Source organism: Promicromonospora sp. NPDC023805 (assembly GCF_040639635.1).
GTDB lineage: Bacteria > Actinomycetota > Actinomycetes > Actinomycetales > Cellulomonadaceae > Promicromonospora.
This window is the reverse complement of sequence record NZ_JBFAAH010000052.1, coordinates 1-16,908: the sequence shown is the minus strand read 5'-3', so window position 1 is coordinate 16,908 and position 16,908 is coordinate 1. Positions and strand designations below refer to the sequence as shown.

At 71.4% G+C, this 16,908-nt stretch carries 14 protein-coding genes; 7 read left to right on the top strand and 7 right to left on the bottom strand.

Going from position 1 to position 16,908, the window contains the following annotated elements; all coding sequences use genetic code 11:
- Positions 1-131: 131 nt before the first annotated feature.
- Both AB0F70_RS27175 and AB0F70_RS27170 read right to left on the bottom strand, forming a co-directional pair.
- Positions 132-1,145 carry a zinc-dependent alcohol dehydrogenase family protein gene (locus AB0F70_RS27175; RefSeq protein ID WP_357456370.1) on the bottom strand — a complete coding sequence of 338 codons (1,014 nt, stop codon included), beginning with the start codon at positions 1,143-1,145 and terminating at the stop codon, positions 132-134.
- Positions 1,146-1,248: 103 nt separating this feature from the next.
- On the bottom strand, positions 1,249-2,106 hold the full coding sequence (locus AB0F70_RS27170; protein WP_357456367.1) for an SDR family oxidoreductase: 858 nt from the start codon (positions 2,104-2,106) through the stop codon (positions 1,249-1,251).
- Between the two features lie 91 nt (positions 2,107-2,197).
- Between AB0F70_RS27170 and AB0F70_RS27165 the strand changes: the two genes are divergently transcribed.
- Positions 2,198-2,593, top strand: coding sequence for a helix-turn-helix domain-containing protein (locus AB0F70_RS27165; protein ID WP_357456364.1), 396 nt, complete (start codon positions 2,198-2,200; stop codon positions 2,591-2,593).
- A 43-nt stretch (positions 2,594-2,636) separates the two neighbouring features.
- Positions 2,637-3,371 (top strand): hypothetical protein, encoded by a 735-nt coding sequence (locus AB0F70_RS27160; RefSeq protein ID WP_357456361.1) that lies wholly within the window; start codon positions 2,637-2,639, stop codon positions 3,369-3,371.
- 2 nt (positions 3,372-3,373) lie between these two features.
- On the opposite strand, the gene AB0F70_RS27155 is transcribed toward AB0F70_RS27160, so the two are convergent.
- On the bottom strand, positions 3,374-4,060 hold the full coding sequence (locus AB0F70_RS27155; RefSeq protein ID WP_357456358.1) for a winged helix-turn-helix domain-containing protein: 687 nt from the start codon (positions 4,058-4,060) through the stop codon (positions 3,374-3,376).
- A gap of 64 nt (positions 4,061-4,124) precedes the next feature.
- On the opposite strand from AB0F70_RS27155, the gene AB0F70_RS27150 reads away from it, so the two are divergent.
- A complete protein-coding gene (locus AB0F70_RS27150; protein ID WP_357456355.1) occupies positions 4,125-4,601 on the top strand; it encodes an ACT domain-containing protein in 477 nt (158 codons plus the stop codon).
- Here the strand turns inward: AB0F70_RS27150 and AB0F70_RS27145 are convergent.
- Entirely contained in the window at positions 4,567-5,445 is an 879-nt protein-coding gene (locus AB0F70_RS27145; protein WP_357456352.1) for an SDR family oxidoreductase, read from the bottom strand. The two genes, AB0F70_RS27150 and AB0F70_RS27145, sit on opposite strands and share 35 nt — an antisense overlap.
- A 91-nt stretch (positions 5,446-5,536) precedes the next feature.
- On the opposite strand from AB0F70_RS27145, the gene AB0F70_RS27140 reads away from it, so the two are divergent.
- Entirely contained in the window at positions 5,537-6,145 is a 609-nt protein-coding gene (locus tag AB0F70_RS27140) for a TetR/AcrR family transcriptional regulator (RefSeq protein WP_357456350.1), read from the top strand.
- 7 nt (positions 6,146-6,152) lie between these two features.
- Here AB0F70_RS27140 and AB0F70_RS27135 read toward each other — a convergent pair whose 3' ends face one another.
- Positions 6,153-6,998, bottom strand: a complete 846-nt coding sequence (locus tag AB0F70_RS27135; RefSeq protein WP_357456346.1) for an SDR family NAD(P)-dependent oxidoreductase — start codon at positions 6,996-6,998, stop codon at positions 6,153-6,155.
- Positions 6,999-7,241: 243 nt separating this feature from the next.
- On the opposite strand from AB0F70_RS27135, the gene AB0F70_RS27130 reads away from it, so the two are divergent.
- Positions 7,242-13,466 (top strand): polymorphic toxin-type HINT domain-containing protein, encoded by a 6,225-nt coding sequence (locus AB0F70_RS27130; RefSeq protein WP_357456343.1) that lies wholly within the window; start codon positions 7,242-7,244, stop codon positions 13,464-13,466.
- Positions 13,463-13,867 carry a hypothetical protein gene (locus AB0F70_RS27125; RefSeq protein WP_357456340.1) on the top strand — a complete coding sequence of 135 codons (405 nt, stop codon included), beginning with the start codon at positions 13,463-13,465 and terminating at the stop codon, positions 13,865-13,867. The genes AB0F70_RS27130 and AB0F70_RS27125 overlap by 4 nt, the downstream gene beginning before the upstream one ends.
- A gap of 54 nt (positions 13,868-13,921) precedes the next feature.
- On the opposite strand, the gene AB0F70_RS27120 is transcribed toward AB0F70_RS27125, so the two are convergent.
- Positions 13,922-14,395 (bottom strand): hypothetical protein, encoded by a 474-nt coding sequence (locus tag AB0F70_RS27120; protein WP_357456337.1) that lies wholly within the window; start codon positions 14,393-14,395, stop codon positions 13,922-13,924.
- A gap of 209 nt (positions 14,396-14,604) precedes the next feature.
- Between AB0F70_RS27120 and AB0F70_RS27115 the strand changes: the two genes are divergently transcribed.
- The gene (locus AB0F70_RS27115; RefSeq protein ID WP_357456334.1) at positions 14,605-15,444 is read left to right on the top strand and encodes a TIGR03619 family F420-dependent LLM class oxidoreductase; all 840 of its coding nucleotides are present in this window, start codon (positions 14,605-14,607) and stop codon (positions 15,442-15,444) included.
- 27 nt (positions 15,445-15,471) lie between these two features.
- Here the strand turns inward: AB0F70_RS27115 and AB0F70_RS27110 are convergent, their stop codons facing one another.
- Positions 15,472-16,758, bottom strand: a complete 1,287-nt coding sequence (locus AB0F70_RS27110) for an amidohydrolase (protein ID WP_357456331.1) — start codon at positions 16,756-16,758, stop codon at positions 15,472-15,474.
- Between the last annotated feature and the right edge of the window lie 150 nt (positions 16,759-16,908).

Here is a 16,908-nt window from a genome sequence, read left to right as displayed (position 1 = left end):
CACGACCCACTCTCGATCTGGACACCCCGGCCCAGCGCCTCAAGCAGCTCTTCGACCAAGCCGCCTAACTTGCACTGACCGATTGACAACGCCGGATCGTTCTGGCAGCAGGTGCATGGTCATCTCGGGGGTCAGTTCTGCAGGAGCACCTTGATGGCGCGCCGTTCGTCCATCGCGCGGTAGGCCTCGGCGACGTCGGCCAGTGGCAGGGTGAGGTCGAAGACCTTGCCCGGGTCGATCTCGCGCTTCCAGACCAGGTCCAGCAGGTGCGGCAGGTGCGCGCGCACGGGGGCGACGCCGCCGCGGATGCCCTTGTTGCCCCAGAACAGCGTGTCGGTGGGCATGTCTCCGTGCGGCACGCCGACCAGGCCGATCATGCCGCCGGGGCGCACGAGCCCTACCGACTGCGCGCGGGCCTCCTCGGTGCCCACGCACTCCAGCACGGCGTCGGCGCCGATGCCCTCGGTCAGCTCGAGGACCTTCGCGAGGCCCTCCTCGCCGCGCTCGGCGACGATGTGGGTGGCACCGAACTCCTGCGCCACCTTCTGCCGCGACTGGTGCCTGCTCATCGCGATGATCGTCGTCGCGCCGAGCTGCGCCGCGGCGAGCACACCGCTCAGTCCGACGGCGCCGTCGCCCACCACCACGACGCTCGAACCCGGCCCGACGCCGGCGGAGACCGCCGCGTGCCAGCCCGTGCACATCACGTCGGAGAGGCTCAGCAGGCTCGGGATCAGGTCGGCGTCCGGCTCGCCCGGGGTGGCGAGCAGGGTGCCGTCGGCGTTCGGGATGCGGATCTTCTCGGCCTGGCAGCCGTCGAAGCCGCCCCCGTGCAGGCAGTTGGCCTGCATGCCCTTGCGGCACACCGCACAGGTGTTGTCGCTGTGCAGGAACCCGCCGACGACGAAGTCACCGGCCTTGACGGTAGTGACCGCGGCGCCGACCTGCTCGACGACGCCCACGTACTCGTGCCCTATCGGCGTCGGCCGCTTGACCGTGGAGATGCCGCGGTACCGCCACAGGTCCGAGCCGCACACGCAGGCGGCGACGGTCCGGATGACGGCGTCGGTGGGTTCCACGATGACGGGGTCGGGCCGCTCCTCGAATCGGACGTCCCCAGGGCCATGAATGATTGCTCCTCGCATGGGCCCATTGTGCAGGTGCCGGGTGGTCGGCAGCTCGTCAGGTGGTCGGCAGTCCGGGCTACCGATCATCTGACGAACTGCCGACCACCCGGCGGGCGGCCTGTCAGGAGTGCGCGGCGCGGACCGCGTCGGCGAGCGGCGTGGCCGGACGGCCCAGCAGGCGGGCGAGGTCGTCGCTGTCGGTCTCCAGGTCGCCCGCGGCGATCGAGGCGTCGAGCCCGGCGACGAAGCCCGCGGTGCCGGCGTCGAGCCCGACCTGCTGCAGCTCGGCCTGGAACTCGTCGACCGGCAGGTCGCGGTAGGCCACCTTGGTCCCGGTGACGTCGCTGATCGTCGCGGCGAGGTCGGCGAGGGTGAACGCGGGGCCGCCCAGCTCGTGGACGACCTCGTCGCCCTCGTCGGTCAGCAGCGCCGCCGCGGCCGCTACGGCGTAGTCGGCGCGCGCCGCGCCCGAGATCTTGCCGTCCGCGGTGGCGCCGGCGATCTCGCCCCGCTCGAGGTACTGGCCCAGCTGAGAGGTGTAGTTCTCGTGGTACCAGCCGTTGCGCAGGATGCTGATCGGGAGGCCGGACGCGCGCAGCGCCCCCTCGGTGCCCTCGTGCTCGCCCGCGAGCGGGTTGGAGGTGTTGCCGGCCTTGAGGATGCCCGTGTAGGCGATGCGCCCCACGCCGGCGGCCTTCGCGGCGTCGATCACTGCGCTGTGCAGCGCCACGCGCGTGCCCGGTTCGCTCGCGGAGACGAGCAGCAGGCGGTCCACCCCGGCCAGTGCGGCGGGCAGGGTCTCGGGCCGGGAGTAGTCGCCCTCGCGGACCTGGACGCCGCGCTCCGCGAGGTCCGCGGCCTTGCTGGGCGTGCGGACTATCGCGACGACGTCCGAGGCCGGAACGCCGCGGGAGAGGAGCTCCTCGACGACGAGGTGGCCGAGGCTGCCGGTGGCTCCGGTGACGGCGTAGGTGGTCATAACACTCTCCATTGCTCAGGTAGTTGCTAGCAGGTAGCACTAACGAATCGAAAGTACACCACATTCCCGCCGTGCGCGGTACCCTGGGTCCGTGAGCATCACCGACCTGGGATCCGACAGCCCCCCGCAGGAGCTGGTGGCGGACGTCTTCGCGCGCGACTGCGACTCGCGCGCCGCGTTCGAGGTCGTCACCTCCAAGTGGGCCTCACTCGCCCTGCTCGCGCTCGGCGAGGGGAGCTACCGCTTCAACGCGCTGCGCCGACGGGTCCAGGGGGTCAGCGAGAAGATGCTGTCCCAGACGCTGCAGGCGCTCGAACGGGACGGCATGGTGACGCGCGACGTCGTCACGACCATCCCGCCGCGTGTCGAGTACGCGCTGACGCCGCTCGGTGAGCAGGTGGCACAGAACTTGCGCTCGCTCGCGAACCTGCTGGAGACCGCTGCCGCGAACGGCACCTGGGCGGCCGCCGAGAAGTCGGACGGCTGACGCCCGGCGTCCCAGGAGTCCCGGGGCCCGCTACGCTCCTGCCGTGACAAACCAGGACATGATGGGCTCGGCGTCGGCCACCGAACCGGTCTTCTCGCCGGACGCGCACCGGCTCGACCTCGGACGGCTCGGCGCGATCACGCTCGTCGTCGGCATCCTGCTGACCGGGCCGCTCGGGTGGGCCTGCGGCTACGCGGTGGTGACCGACCCTGATCCGGTCGCCAAGGCGATAGCCGGCTTCTTCGGGCTCCTGTTCGGCGGGCTGTGCGTCCTGTTCATCGCGAACTTCTGGCGCGTGACCCGGCCCCGCGGCGTCGTCGTCGACGCGGCCGGGATCTGGTTCTGGCACGGCACCTCCTGGGATCTGGTCCGGTGGACGCAGGCGGCCCGGGTCGGCCTGGCGTACGAGATGCCGCCGGAGCTGCCGACCATCGGCGGACCCGCGGCCCACCTGAAGGCGAAGGTGAGCGGCTGGCTCAAGGACCGGATCTACGGTGCGCTGCGCATCACCGACAAGCGCGGCATCGCGCTGGAGATCGTGCAGTTGCGCGAGGAGGAGCTGCTCGAGCTGCCCCGCCTCAAGCGGTACCGCACCAAGGACTCGGCACCGCTGCCCGGCCTGCCCCCGGTGCGGTTGCGCGTCGGCCTGCCCGGCGGCTACCACTCGTTCGCGAACCTGATCGAAGCGGGCGAGCGGTTCGGCGGGCACACCTGGGAGGGCTGGTTCCGCCGCCAGTGGACCGGCGGCGCTGGCCGCGGCGCCCGTGAGACCGGCTGACGTCAGCTCCCGGGAAGCTCGAGGCCCCACGACTCGCGGACGATGTCGCGCCCCGCGGCGGTGACGTCCAGCCCACGGCCCGACCGGTGCCTGGTGACCCACTCGGCCTCCAGGAACCGCGTGCCGACCGCGGAGCCGAGCGCGCCCGCCAGGTGCGGGCGCCGTTCGGTCCAGTCGAGGCACGCCCTGGTGGTGGGCCGGTGGGCGGCGCCGTCGACGTCCACCCCGAGCTCACGCAGGCCGACGGCGCCCGGGTCTGTCAGGGCGAGCTCGTCGCGACCCGCGAGCCAGCCCGCCCGGACCCAGGCGTCGGTGAGCGCGGTGCCGAGCCGGCCCGCCAGGTGGTCGTAGCAGAACCGGGCCGCCGCCAGATACTCCGCGCGTCGGCTGCGGCGGTACCCCGAGACGAGGACGGCGTCGGCGACCATGCCGAGGGACTCCAGGGCGGTGGCCACCTCCCGGCCCGCGAGTGAGTAGTAGCGATGCCGGCCGCGGCTCTCGCGGGTGACCAGGCCGGCGTCGACCAGGACGCCCAGGTGCTCGGACGCGGTCGACGCGCTCACCCCTGCCGCCTGCGCGAGCTCGCCCGCCGGACGCCGGGTGCCGTCCATGAGCAGGTTCAGGAATGTGGACCGGGCGGGGGTGGACAGCGCCCGCCCCAGCGCGGTGAAATCGCGGTCCCTGGTCATGGGCCGACGGTACGGCCGGGACATTTCGGCGTCCACCGAAGCTTTCGCGACCTACGGTCCCGCCATGAACCGATCAATGACGAGCGCCATGACCAGTTCGCCGGGCGCCGCGACCCACGACCTCGAGGTCCACCTGCCCGACCGACCGGGCGCACTCGCCGACCTCGGCCAGGCGCTCGGCGACGCCGGAGTGAGCCTGGAGGGCGGCGGCGTGTTCACCCACGACGGCCGTGCGGTGGCCCACTACCTCGTGCACGACGGCGCCCGCGCGCTCGCGGCGGTCCGTGCGGCCGGGCTGGGCCCGGCGGCGGTGCGCGAGGTGGTGCTCGCGCGGCTGGACCAGGAGGTGCCCGGCCAGCTCGGTACGCTCGCGCGCCGTCTGGGCGACGCGGGGGTCAACGTGCTGGTCCAGTACAGCGACCACGTCGGCAACCTGGTGCTCCTCGTCGCCGACGAGGACGTGCCCGCCTGCCGGGATGTCGTGGCGGCGTGGGAGAGCGCCCGGATCACCGCCCGCGAACGGCGCGCAGCCGGCCGATGACGGTCCAGGTGAGCATGCGTGCCATGCGCAGCGGGCCGTAGCGGACGCCCGTCGCGAACGGCGCCTCGCCCCGCAGGACGGCCTCGGCCCCGCCGTCGACGAACAGCACCTGGCCGGTGGTGAACGCGGCGTCCGGCGACAGCAGCCAGGCGATGGTCGCGGCGACCGGCTCGACCGGGCCGGGCATGCCGAGGGGCTGCGGCAGGGCGTCCCGGAGCACGCGGGTCGTCGCGTCGTCGGTGAGCATGGTGCGGCGGGCGGTCTCCGTCTCGACGATGCCCGGTGCCACCGCGTTGAGGAGGATGCCGGTACCGGCCCAGTCCTCGTGGACGGCGGTACGTCGCAGCCACCGGTTCAGCGCGATCTTCGTCGACCGGTAGACGACCGCCCCGCGTCCGTGTGCGGCCAGGTGTTCGGCGACTGCCCGGGCGCGGTGCTCGTCGCCGGCGAGACAGGCGTCGACCAGGTCGGCGTCGCCCGCGGAGAGGGACGAGGCGGAGCTCACGACCACCGCGCGCGGGTCAGGCCCGCGTGCCAGGTCCTCGCGCAGGGCCGTGAGCAGGGCGAGCGTGCCGAAGTAGTTGAGTCCGACGGCGATACCCGGTTCCGCGCTGCCCGCGACGAGCGCCACGCCGTCGATCCCCGCCGGAGCGAGGTCCCGGACCCGGCGGGCGGTGAGGGCCCGGCCCTCGGCGGTGGTGAGGTCGGCGTGGACGTCCGCGGCCGGTCCGATGCCGCACCGGATCACGCGTGCACCTGCCGCTTCGAGCCGGTCGGCGGTTGCGGCACCGATCCCGGAGTCGGTGCCGGTGACTACGTAGGTGCGACCGGTGTGCTCGGGCATGGGTCCTCCGGGATGCGGCGGGATCGGCTGCACCAAGGAGCGGTGCACTAGTGCAGCAATGCACTAGTGCACTGTTCGGTATGATCGGAAGATGAGCGAGCGAGCAGGCGGCCAGTCAGGTGTGCGGGACCGCAAGCGCGCCGAGACGCGCGCGGCCATCGTGCGCGCGGCGACCGGGCTGTTCCTCGAACGGGGCGTCACCAGGACGTCGATAGACGACATCGCCGCCGGGGCAGGTATCGCGCGCCGGACCTTCTTCCTGCACTTCCCGTCGAAGGAGGATGTGCTCTTCCACTACCTGGAGAGCCACGTCCGGCGGGCGGCCGATGTGCTGGACACCCTGCCCGCGGAGGCTGGCCCGGAGCAGGGGGTCAGTGCCGTCATGGGGGAGCTCGTCGACCTCTTCGCGGACCCGAGCGCGGGCACGGACGCGCTGGCCGACCCGCGCGCCGAGCTCGTCACCGCGTCGCGCGGCCTGCCGGCGTCGCTCATCGTCCGGCTGCAGCGAGCGCAGGTCGACCTGGTCGAGGCCCTGCGCGGGAGGTTCCCCGAACCCGCCGGCTGGCCGCTGCTGTCCGCGCACCTCGGTGCCTGCATGGGTGCGGCGGCCGCGGCGGCGGTCGCCGTCGAGCGGCCCGAGGCGCGGGCCGGCGCCATCCGGGATGCGGTAGACCGCGCGAGCACCGGGTTCGTCGGATAGCGCGAGGTCAGCGAACGTCGACCCCCACCAGCTCCGCCGAGCGGTCCCACAGCCGGCGGGCGAGGTCGGCGTCGCGCGCCTGGGGGTGGACGCGCCGGGCGACGCGACCGCCCTCGTAGTACGCGCCCGACTGCCAGCCGGTGCCGGAGTCCGTCCGCGCGAACCGGACCAGCTGCGCGGCACCCTTCTCCGGCGTGGCCAGGACCATCTTGCCGATCCGGCTCTGGTAGAGCGGCCGGAAGAAGCTGGTGCTCTCGGCGCCGAAGTTGGTCGCGACGCCGCCCGGGTGGAACGCCGCCGACGACAGCCCCTGGTCGTGGAACCGCCGGTGCAGCTCGGTGGTGAACAGGATGTTCTCGAGCTTCGCCGTGCCGTACGCGCGGTGCGCGGTGAAGTCGCGGTCGTGGTCCAGGTCGTCGACATCGAGGTGTCCGAAGAGCCGGGCGCCCACGCTCGACGTCTGGATGACCGAGGCGCGGCTCGTGAGGAGCTTGTCCAGGAGCAGGCCCGTCAGGAGGAACGGCGCGAGGTGGTTGACCTGGAGCGTCCGCTCGTGGCCGTCGACGGTCTTGCTGCGGTCGCCCAGGATGCCGCCGGCGTTGTTCGCCAGGACGTCGATGCGCGGGTAGGCGTCGTCGAGCTCACCGGCCAGGCGGCGCACGTCTGCGAGGCTCGTGAAGTCGGCGACGAAGTGGTCCCCGCCCACGTCGCGGGCGACGCGTGCGGTCTTCTCCGGTGAACGCCCGACGACGGCGATGCGGTGGCCGGCAGCGCTGAGCAGCCGCGCGGCGGCGGCGCCGATCCCGTCGCTCGCGCCAGTGATGACGATGGTCCTGGGGGAGTTGGTGTCCATATCGCACAGCATGCAGCAAGTCCTGAGCCCACGACCTCGGGCTCGAATCGTTTCTCCGGCCGGCCTCGACCATTGAGCTGAAATTGATGTGCAGATGAGTCGCGCCGTTCTGACCTGCGCTATTGCGGTGCGCTAAATGCATACGAATCAGATATAGCGGATAAATTGGTTGTCAGCGCCGCCCAGCGTGATCACACTCGGTGTCGGGTTAGTTCTCAGGAAACACCAACACGGGGGTTGGCGATGTCCGAGGCACGTCTGCACGACCTGGTGATCACGCGACTGGAACGGCGCTGGCTGGGAGCCGCGGTCGCCGTCGGCTTCGCGGCATCGCTGCTGATCGCCGTCGGCCCGCAGGAGGCCGCCGAGGCGGCTCCGGACGTGCCGTCGGCGGCGGCAGGTCAGGGGCCGACCGACCGGCCGATGCCCGACGGGGTGCGTCGCTCCACCGCGTTGCCGGAGGACGAACGCCCGCCCGTGGTCCCGGAGGCGGTTTCCGCCGACGGCGACGCGGCGGAGGTCACCGCGGGGGAGTGGCGGGCGCTCACCGCGCCTGCCCGGCCGCTCGCCGCCGCAGGGAGCTTCGACGGGCTGGACCTGCGCCCGGGCTTCCTGCTCGGCGACACCTCGGTGGTCCTCTACTTCTCCGGTGGGGACGTCGACCCGGACTGGACCCATGCCGTCGTGCGGCTGTACGAGGGCGACGACCAGACCGAGCAGGAGTCGGTGCGGCTCACGCGTGCGGAGCTGGAAGGGCCGCGGTTCTGCGGCACCGCCGAGTTCTGCCGCAGCTTCGGCACGGAGGACGGCTGGGAGCTCGAGGAGGACAAGGACTACTTCGTCACGGTCGCGGCAGGGCTGCCCGGCGGCGACGAGGTGGTCTCGGAACCCTCTGGCGAGGCCAGGCCGCGCGCGACGATCCTGCCGCCGAGCATCCCGGACGACCAGGCCGCTGGCTGCGGGTGCGAGAACGCGCTGGCGCCGACCGCCAGCGGGCAGGCGCAGCGCGGCGTCGGCGTCAACACGGGCACCGGCGCGTTCGTGCGGGTCGAGCGGGACATGCAGATGGCGTCCTTCGGCATCCCGTTCGCCAGCGCGCGCACGTACTCCTCGGCGAACAACCGCCAGGGGCCGTTCGGCGTCGGCTGGGCATGGTCCTACGACATGCGCGTCACCGAGACGGACGACGGCGTCATCGTGCGCGCCGAGGACGGCGCCGAGGCGCTCTACACCCCGGACGGCGACGGGTACACGCGCCCGCCGGGCGTGCGGTCGGACCTGCGGCGGGACGGCGACGGCTGGGAGCTGGTCACGCCGCAGCAGGTGACGTACCAGTTCGGGGCGACGGGCCGGCTCAGCGCCGTGCTCAGCCCGCGGGACGACGGCGTCCGGCTCGCCTATGTCGAGGTCGACGACAAGGACAAGGACGAGGACCGCGACCAGATCACGATCACCGACGCCTCCGGGCGCACCGCCGTCGCGCACCTCGTGGACGGGCTGATCGAGAAGCTCTCGCTCCCGGACCGGCGCCACGTGCGCTTCGAGTACACCGGCGGACTGCTCACCGAGGTCGAGGACGCCCGAGGGAACGAGTGGCGGTACCGGTACGAGGCCGAGGGCCGGCTCGCGCAGGTGGTCGACCCGCACGAGGTGGTCATCGTGCACAACGAGTACGGCGCGGGTGGCCGCGTGGTCGCGCAGCGGGACGGCGTCGGCGCGGAGATGACGTTCGCGTGGGACGCAGTCAAGCAGGAGGCCCGCAGCACCGACGCGGACGACATCTCCGTCTATGACGGCTACCACGGCAACGTGCTGATCTACAGCCAGCGCAGCACGGGCGACGCCGACAACCACCGCTACAACCGGCGCCTCGACCGCAACCTCGTGGTCAACGGCAACCAGTTCCAGCACGTGGTGCGGTTCGACGCGAAGGGCAACCCGACGCAGGCCGTGGCCCCGCAGGGCTTCGACGAGAAGACGAAGTACGACGACCGCAACAACCCGATCGAGTACACGGACGCCAACGGCAACGTCTGGAAGAACACCTACAACGAGTTCGACGAGCTGGTCCGCAGTGTCGACGCCGAGGGCAACGACATCGTGCACGCCTACGACGACCGCGGCCTGCGCACCTCCACGACCGATCAGCGGGACAAGGTCACGCGGTACGAGTACCTGCCGGACGGCGAGGAGAACGCCGGGCTGCTGTTCGCCGTCGTCTCGCCGGAGGGGCGCCGCGCCGAGAGCTTCTACGACAAGACCGGCCGGCAGGTCGCGCAGACCGACCCGCGCGGGACCGCCGACCCGCGTCAGCGGCGGCACTACACGACCGAGTCGCGGTACGACGAGCAGGACCGTGTGGTCGAGGTCGTGGAGCCCGGCAAGCACCGCGGCTGGCGCACCGTGTACGACGACGTCGGTCGGCTCACCCACCAGATCAGCCCCGAGGGCACGGTCACCCGGACCAGGTACCTCGACAACGGGCTGCAGTCACGGGTCGAGGGTGGCGGCCGGGTGATGACGTTCGCCTACACGGACGCCGGTCGGCGCGCGTCCGAGAGCGTGCAGAGGAAGGGCGACGACCTGACGACGTCGTACACGTACGACGCGAAGGGCCTGGTCAAGACGGTGACGTCGCCGCGAGGCAACGTGCCGGGTGCGAACAAGGCGGACTTCACCACCGAGTACTTCTACGACGCGAACGACAACCCGATCCGGATGCGCATGCCGTACCCGGGCGGCGGGCACACGGACCGGGACATCAAGGTCGACGCGCTCGACCGCACCACGGCGTCGATCAACGAGCTGAACAAGACCTCCAGCTTCGAGCGGGGCAACACGGGTCAGGTCGACTCGGTCACTGACACCAAGGGCCGTACCACCCGGATGGGGTACGACAAGAACGGGCGGCAGACCGAGCGGACGGACTCGGGGAACAAGACGACCCGCACCGAGTACGACGCGGCGGGCAACAAGATCAAGGAGACCTCGCCGACCGGCGGGATCACCACCTACGCGTACACGGACGACGGCCTGCTCGCCTCGGTGACGGAGCCGCGCGGCAACGTCGAGGGCGCCGACAAGGCCCGCTTCACCACGCGGTTCGTGTACGACCTCGTGGGGAACCGGACCAAGGAGATCGACCCGCTCGGCAACACGACGTCGGTCACGTACGACGCGAACAGCAGGCCCACCGAGATGACCGACGCGCGCGGCGGGACCACCCACTACGCCTACCGCGACGACGACCAGATCAGCCATGTGCGACAGCCGGACGCGCCGAACCTGCCGATCTTCAGCAAGGCCTTCGCGACGGTGCTCACCTACGACGACGAAGGCCGCGTGGTCGGCGTCCGCGACCCGCAGGGCGGGCGCTCGCACATCACCTACGACGACGCCGGCCGGCCCGCGACCAGCACCGATCCGCTGGGCCGCACCGCGCACATGGGGTACGACGCCGAGTCGAACGCGCTCTGGAGCATCACCACCGACCGGCACGAGGACCTGGACGAGCTGTCCGACGCCGAGCGCGCCGAGCGCACCATCACCTCCGAGTACGACCTGCGCAGCCGCCTGACCAGGCAGCAGGTCCGCTCCACGGGGCCGCAGTACACCTACGGCTACGACGCCAAGGACCGGACGACGTCGTACGGCGACCCGCTGGGCGTGCGCACCGTGACGTACGACGACGAGGACCAGATCACCAAGGTGGTCCGCGAGGAGCCGAACCAGGCCACCGAGACGTTCACCTACGGCTACGACCAGCGCGGGAACATCACCGAGCGGACGTATCCGGACGGCACCCAGATCGCCTCGACGTACGACGACGACTCGCGGCTCGCCTCCACGACGGCGTCCGGCGGTTCCACGGGCGGCGCCGCCGCGAAGTGGGAGTACGCGTACGACGTCGCAGGGCGCCGGACGGCGACCACCCTGCCGTCGTCGACGGGCCTCACCGAGCAGCGGAGGTACGACGACGCTGGCCGGCTCACGTTCATCGGCACGGAACGCACTGGCGAGCCGGTCGACGGGGTGCAGGACCCGGTGTCCGCGTTCGACCTCACGCTCGACCCGGTGGGCAACCCGACCCAGGTGCAGACGACGCGCGGCGGCGTCACGGAGGCCGTCGCCTACGCCTACGACGACGCCAACCGGGTGACCACTGCCTGCTACGCGGCGCAGGAGTGCGATCGCCACAGCAAGGACGCGGGTCGGATCTCGTACGAGTACGACCTGCTCGGCAACCGGACCGAGCAGAAGCGGTCCGGCTCGGCGGGCGAGGACGTGACGCGCTACTCGTACGACGACGCGAGCCAGCTCGTCAAGGAGATCGTGGTCGGCAAGAAGGGGGCCGACCGCAAGGACTACGAGTACGACGTGCTGGGCAACCAGACACGTGCGGGCGACGACCGGCTCGAGTACAACCTCGACAACACGCTGGCCCAGGCGAACGTCGGCGGGGTGGTCACCCGGTACACGTACGACGCGACCCGCATGCGGCTCGATGCCATCTCGGGGATCGGGGCCGGTGCCACGACGCGGCACTGGGCCTGGGACACGAACGGGTCGCTGGAGAACATCGCCGTCGACACGGTGACGGGTGCGAGCGGGGCGGTGATGGGCCGGCAGGCGTTCGCCTACGGGCCGACCGACGAGCCGCTGGCGCTGCTGGAGGCGCAGGGCGGGGCGCACGTCTACACCCACGACTGGCTGGGTGGCGTGGCGAACATGCTGTCGGCGGACGGGCAGGTCGAGGAGGGGTACGACTACGACCCGTTCGGGAACCCGCGGCAGGGGGCGACGCTTGCCGGGGCCGTTGCTGAAGCGGCCGGTAGTGGGGCGACGTCCGGCGGTGCGGTGTCCGAGAAGGCCGAACCGACCGCTGCGATCAAGAACCCTATGCAGTTCCAGGGTGCGTACCAGGACTCGACCACCGGCGAGGGCAACTACGCCATGCGGGCCCGGAACTACGACCCGGGAACCGGAAGGTTCTCGTCGGTGGATCCGGCGGGCGCCCAACCGATCGGTTCCTCGCCGTACGCGTTCGCGGGCGGCAACCCGCTGGTCTACACGGACCCGACGGGCGAACGGGAGCTGGAGGGGCCGACGGGCGGTAGCACCACGTCCAACCCCAACGACCCCGGCGCGGAGGTGGAGGGGCCGAGCGCCGAGGACATCGCGCAGGCGCAGCAGCTCGAGTCGAAGTCGATGCTGGACGTGATCCTGGAGGCCGGTGGCCAGATCCTGATGGAGTTCCTGGGGATCACCGACCTCATGAACTGCCTCGACGGCGACCTCGGCGCCTGCGTGATGCTCGTGGTCGGCGCGCTGCCGTGGGGCAAGATCTTCAAGGCGGCGAAGATCGGCGAGGCCATCTACCGGGCCGGCAAGGCCGTGATGGCCTTCTCCGGCGAACTCAAATGGGCCAAGCAGATCCTGTCAGGTGCCAAGAAGGCGAAAGAGGCCGCCGAGAGGGCAAAGGCAGCCGCTGCGGAGGCGGCGCGCGCGGCAGCTGAGAAGGCGGCGAAGGCCAAGGCCGCGGCGGACGCCAAGATCAAGCAGCTGGCTGCTGAGGCAAAGGCGAAGGCGCGTGCAGACGCGGCCAAGAAGAAGGCCGACACCTCTGGGTCGGGCGACTCGGCCAAGGCGGAGGAGCCACTGAGCTGCCAGACCGGCAACAGCTTCTTGCCGGGCACCCTGGTCCTGATGGCAGACGGAAGCCGAAAGCCGATCGAGGCCCTTGAGCCAGGTGACGAGGTTCTTGCTGGCGACGAAGAGACCGGTAAGCGCTCGGGTGGGCAGCTTGTCACCGCCCACATCACAGGTGGTGGCGAGAAGACCCTTGTCACGGTGACCACTCGGGATGCCGACGGTGACAACCAGAAGATTGTCGCTACCGACGAGCACCCCTTCTGGAACCCTGAGAAGCGCACCTGGGTCGATGCGGTCGATCTCCGGTCCGGCGAGTGGCTCAAGACAAGCTCAGGTACATGGGCGCAGGTTGCAGATGTCAAGGTCGAGCACGAGCGCGCCGTGGTGCACAACCTCACGGTCGACCGGGACCATACGTTCTACGTCAGTGCTGGTGGCACCCCGACCAGCGGGTCGGTACTGGTCCACAACTGCCCGACCGGCGAGAACGGTGCTCTGCGCAATCCGACGACCGGTCGGTTCGAGCCGAACCCCGCGACGCCGCCGCGACCAGCGCCCTCGGCAACTCACGGCAACTCACGGGCGAGCACGGCCACGAACTACCTGTACCGGCGAGTGAGTGCCGACGGTACGTTCCAGAAGTGGGGCATCACCAGCAACCTCAAGGGGCGCTATGGTTCGACAGAGCTGGGCACCGATCGCCTGATTCCGATGACCAGCGGAACGCGGGACCAGATGCTCAACTTGGAGCGGTGGATCGTGGAGCGTGATCCAGGTCCGCTGAACAACGAATCATGGGCAGGGAGCGTGCCGTGACGGACGACGCAGGGACGCCGGTCCTCGCCGTGGGTGCGGTCATGGGCGACATCGACGGCGAGAGAGCATGGGGTGCCGAGATCGGTGCACTCTCGATGCGTGTGGCGGCGCTAGGCAGCGACGTGCGTAGCCCCGTCCGGCTGAGTGTGGTCTTTCACGTCGACGGGCGAGTGGCGCCCAACGAGTTCGTCGGGGTCCGCACGGGCCGGTTCCGCTCGAAGGACAGCCACTTGACGGTTCAGGCGGCGGTTGGCTCGGGGCCGGTCGAGGACCCTCGATCTGTCTTGACAGGACTGCTGCACGACGCGGTGGCCGAGGCCGAGTCGTACGTCAGGAAGCGAGGGCTCGCTGACGATCTGCTGCCGATCCGCGCCCTGGTCGACCAGGTTACGGCGAGCTGACGGTAGGGCGCATACGGCGCGGAGCTCGCGGGACAGGCCGCGGGGTGGCGGGAGCTACGCGACGTCGACGTGCGTCCGCGCGGCCTCGACGAAGTCGAAGATGTGCTGCCTGGACACATCGCGGGCGTCCTTGAACTCCTCTGCCGGGATACGCAGTTTCAGGCGGTCGACGCTGTCGATCGCCTGCTGCCCGAGCCCGATCAGCTGCCGGGACTCCGTGACGAGCTGGACCCGGAACATCGCCTCGAGCGCACTCGTCCGCAGCCGGTAGGTCTCGTAGCGGAACTCCTCGGGGTCGGCGTTCTGGCGCCCCTCGTGCACCGCGTACCAGCGGTCGATCTGCGCCCGCCGCAGGCTGACGAGCGCGCCACCGTACGTCGTGTACGCGCTGACCCGCTCCTGGCGCAGGCGTTCGTTGCGTGCGAAGCGTTCGGCGTCTGCCCGATTCCGGCGCTGGAAGTAGTGGGTCGCGAGCGAACCGAGCAGCGTTCCGAGGACGGCGACGACGCTGGTCACGATGATTTCCACGAGCCGAAGCCAACCACGATGAGGCGTCGTTGAGAAGCGGACATCTCCCCAGGCGCGGAGCGGGTGCTGCATCCGCGCGTCAGGGCCCTCGGGGCGGCAGGTACTGAGTAGACCATGTTGCTGTGAGTAGACGATGTCTACTCTCGGCAACACAGTTGGGGCGTGTGGGCTCTACCTCGGCCCGGCTGTCGTCCTACGGGAATGGGGCCATGGCCGCACCAGTTCGGTCTGGCATGGAGCTTCAGGTAGTGCTGCCCAACGAGTTTCCGACGATGCCGGCCCGCACGCTCGTCGACCTGGCCCGGACGGCCGAGGACCTCGGGTACACGACGGCATGGCTGCCCGACCACGTCTTGCCGCCCGGGGAGTACGGGCAGACGTTCGGCGGCGTGTACGAGCCGCTGGTGACGATCGGGCACCTGACGGCGGTCACGGAGCACCTGCGGTTCGGCACCTCGGTGCTGGTCGCACCGTTGCGCGATCCGTTCGTGCTCGCGAAGCAGGTCGCCACCCTGCACCAGCTCTCCGGTGGCCGGGTGACCCTCGGTGTCGGCGTCGGCTGGAACGTGCCGGAGTTCGAAGCTGTGGGCGCCGACTACTCCCGCCGCGGCGCCGTCACCGACGACATGCTCGCGCTGCTCGCGCACCTGTTCGCGGGTGGGGCGGCCCCGTACCAGGGCCGACGGTTCTCCTACGAGCAGGGCGTGTTCGCCCCCGTTCCGGACGGGAGCGTACCGATCATGGTCGGCGGCAACAGCGACGCCGCACTTCGCCGCGCGGCGCGCTACGGCGACGTCTGGCAGGGGCTTCCCGCTGACCCGGGGACATTCGCGGAGCGTGTGCGGGCGCTCGCGGGGCTGGCCGGCGACCGCGCAGTCCGCCCGGCGCTCCGCATCGGGTGGGACGGCAGCACGCCGGTGGAGCGGGTCGCGGACGCCGCCGTCGCCTACCGCGAGGCCGGGGCCGCCCAGCTCGCGATCCACTTCGGGGAGCACGAGGGCACCGCGGCGCGGATGACCGCTCTGGCGGACGCGTTCGCCCGCCGCTGAGTGCAGCCGGGGAGTTCGGCCGCTGACTCAGCCGGCAGCAGGCACTGTCAGACGGTCCAGGGCCGCGACCACGAGCGCCTCGACGCCCGTCTCCAGTGTCGGATGGGGCACCGGCGCGAACCGCGGGGAGTGGTTGGAGGGGATGTCGCGGTCCGTCGTGCCCGCGACGAACGCCGCGTGGTAGGCGGCCGGGTCCCAGCCGCCCAGCAGCCAGTACACGATCGGCACGCCGACGGCGGTGGCGAGCAGGCCGACGTCCTCGCTGCCCGCGACCGGGCCGGGGTCGATGACCCGCTCGACGCCGAAGCGGGCGGCGAGGACGTCTCGCGTGCGTACCGTCTCGACCGGGTCGTTGACCACCGGTGGGAACGAGTCTCTGGTGGTGACCGTCGGCGGCTCCGGTGCGCCCGCCGCGGCCGCCTCGCCCCGCACCATGCGCTCGATGGCGGTCAGGACCCGGGCCCGCACCGCCTCGTCGTAGAAGCGGACGTTCACGCCGAGGTACGCGTCGTCTGGAATGATGTTCTCCTTCGTCCCGGCGTGCAGCGTCCCCACGGTAACGACGGCGGCGTCGCCCGCCGCGACCTCGCGCGAGACGATGGTCTGCAGCCGCATCACCGCCGACGCGGCCATGACCACCGGGTCGACCGTCGCCTCGGGCCGCGACCCGTGGCCGCCCCGGCCGACGAGCCGGATGTTCACGACGTCGGTGCCGGCGAAGGCCGGGCCGGCGTGGACGCCGAGCAGGCCCGCCGAGACGGGCGCTACGTGCTGCCCCAGCACGATGTCGGGGCGGGGCACCAGGTCGTACAGGCCGTCGTCGAGCATGGCGCGGGCTCCCCGGCCCAGCTCCTCCGCGGGCTGGAAGACGGCGACGACCGTTCCCGACCAGGCCGACCGGCCCCGGGCCAGCAGGTCGGCCGCACCCAGCAGGGCGGTGACGTGCACGTCGTGCCCGCACGCGTGCATGACGCCCGACCCCACCCCGTCGTCGGTGGTCGTGCGCACGGTGCTCGCGTACGGCAGCCCGGTGTCCTCCGTGACGGGCAGACCGTCCATGTCGGCGCGGAGCAGCACGCACGGGCCGTCGCCGTTGCGGAGCACGCCCGCGACGCCGGTCCCGCCCAGGCCGGAGTGCACCACGTACCCGAGGGCCGCAAGCCGCTCGGCGGCGACGGCAGCCGTCCGGTGTTCCTCGAAGGACAGCTCGGGGTGCTGGTGCAGGTCGACATAGGTGTCGTACAGCTCCTGCCGCAGCCCTCCCAGCGGCGCGAGAACCGTGTCGACACCTGAGGGCACCACGGGAAGCGTCATGCGCCCACGATGCCACCGGCGAGCCCGGGCCGCGCAGGCCGGACCGGGTGATCGGCCCACTTCGTGGAGAGCTCCTCAGGCGGACGCCGGCAGCACGACTCGTCGGGGCAGCGCGAGGCAGTGCGGACCGTCGTCTCGCGGCCCTCGAAC

Excerpts from the sequence above, each read along its gene's own strand:
- AB0F70_RS27175 (WP_357456370.1), bottom strand. The coding sequence starts at position 1,145 with ATGCGAGGAGCAATCATTCATGGCCCTGGGGACGTCCGATTCGAGGAG.
- AB0F70_RS27170 (WP_357456367.1), bottom strand. The coding sequence starts at position 2,106 with ATGACCACCTACGCCGTCACCGGAGCCACCGGCAGCCTCGGCCACCTC.
- AB0F70_RS27155 (WP_357456358.1), bottom strand. The coding sequence starts at position 4,060 with ATGACCAGGGACCGCGATTTCACCGCGCTGGGGCGGGCGCTGTCCACC.
- AB0F70_RS27150 (WP_357456355.1), top strand. The coding sequence starts at position 4,125 with ATGAACCGATCAATGACGAGCGCCATGACCAGTTCGCCGGGCGCCGCG.
- AB0F70_RS27145 (WP_357456352.1), bottom strand. The coding sequence starts at position 5,445 with ATGCCCGAGCACACCGGTCGCACCTACGTAGTCACCGGCACCGACTCC.
- AB0F70_RS27140 (WP_357456350.1), top strand. The coding sequence starts at position 5,537 with ATGAGCGAGCGAGCAGGCGGCCAGTCAGGTGTGCGGGACCGCAAGCGC.
- AB0F70_RS27135 (WP_357456346.1), bottom strand. The coding sequence starts at position 6,998 with ATGGACACCAACTCCCCCAGGACCATCGTCATCACTGGCGCGAGCGAC.
- AB0F70_RS27130 (WP_357456343.1), top strand. The coding sequence starts at position 7,242 with ATGTCCGAGGCACGTCTGCACGACCTGGTGATCACGCGACTGGAACGG.
- AB0F70_RS27115 (WP_357456334.1), top strand. The coding sequence starts at position 14,605 with ATGGCCGCACCAGTTCGGTCTGGCATGGAGCTTCAGGTAGTGCTGCCC.
- AB0F70_RS27110 (WP_357456331.1), bottom strand. The coding sequence starts at position 16,758 with ATGACGCTTCCCGTGGTGCCCTCAGGTGTCGACACGGTTCTCGCGCCG.